The sequence below is a fragment of the Synechococcus lacustris str. Tous genome, assembly GCF_003011125.1.
Lineage (GTDB): Bacteria > Cyanobacteriota > Cyanobacteriia > PCC-6307 > Cyanobiaceae > Synechococcus_D > Synechococcus_D lacustris.
In genome coordinates this window covers 1-967 of the sequence record NZ_PXVC01000228.1, presented here as the reverse complement: position 1 = coordinate 967, position 967 = coordinate 1, and the positions used below count along the sequence as shown (strand labels likewise).

Genomic DNA, 967 nt, shown 5'->3' with positions numbered 1-967 from the left:
CCTTGGTTTTATTACCACTGCCTCGCCACCTGCCCTTAGCTTGATTCGCCCGGGGCAAGGGGTTGGATCTGGAACCCTCCTCAACCGCCTGGCGGCAAGCTGTGGTTCAAGCATTCCTACCGCTGAAATAAGCAAGTTTTTAGGTGTTGAGCCCCTGCCAGGTAATTGGCCTGAGCAATTACCGGTGCGCTGTCAGAAACTTTAGTTATTTATACCTGTTAATTCGTATACCTCAACGCTTTGCTCTCTGCCCTTGAGGGGGAAGCTACCCCAGCAATTAAATTGCCATTGCTCAGGATTTGTTAATAGATTTAGGGTTTCCTTTGATAGCAATACTCTGCACAGGTTAACCTGGCGTTCCTTGTTTAGTGATTCAAGCCGCGAGCTAACATTTACCACATCGCCAATAACGGCATACTCCATGCGATCGCTACTACCCATGGAGCCGGTGATTACTTCGCCGCTATGGAGGCCCACCCGTAATTTCATTGCAGGCCGATTTTCCGCTAGTAATTGTTGATTTAATTCAAGTAATGTGCGCTGCAATGCGGCGGCACTATCTAAAGCTTGGTTTGCAGTTAGCGTTGGGTTTTGAGCAAGGGGAACCCCAAATACCGCAAGGAAGCCATCACCTGTGAATTTATTTACCATGCCCCCATTGTTATGGATTACCTGCACAAATTTTTCCATGCCGACATTAACCCATTGCAGCGTTTCAGCCGGTTGAAATCCCTCAGCCACTTGGCTAAAGCCAACAATATCGGCAAATAAAATCGTTACGGCTAATTCCCTGCCAGGAAAGCGCCCCTCCTCCAATAGCGATTCCCGTTGTTTCCACAATTCAGCAGCCACTTCGGGAGATGTGGTTTGCCCCAATAAGCGTTCGATTTGGCGCCGTTGTAATTGCCCGGCAGCACCTCGCCGCAGCCAACCGGCGGCTGTGATCAAGGCAAGGGTAGTCATGGGG

2 protein-coding genes are annotated in these 967 nt (G+C 49.7%); one reads left to right on the top strand and one right to left on the bottom strand.

Annotated features, from left to right (window positions below):
• Window positions 1–205: hypothetical protein (locus tag C7K08_RS15760; RefSeq protein WP_206603891.1), on the top strand; the 205-nt coding region annotated here is incomplete at its 5' end.
• Here C7K08_RS15760 and C7K08_RS14525 read toward each other — a convergent pair.
• The coding region (locus C7K08_RS14525) for an adenylate/guanylate cyclase domain-containing protein (protein ID WP_133165333.1) at window positions 202–967 on the bottom strand (766 nt) is incomplete at its 5' end. The two genes, C7K08_RS15760 and C7K08_RS14525, sit on opposite strands and share 4 nt — an antisense overlap.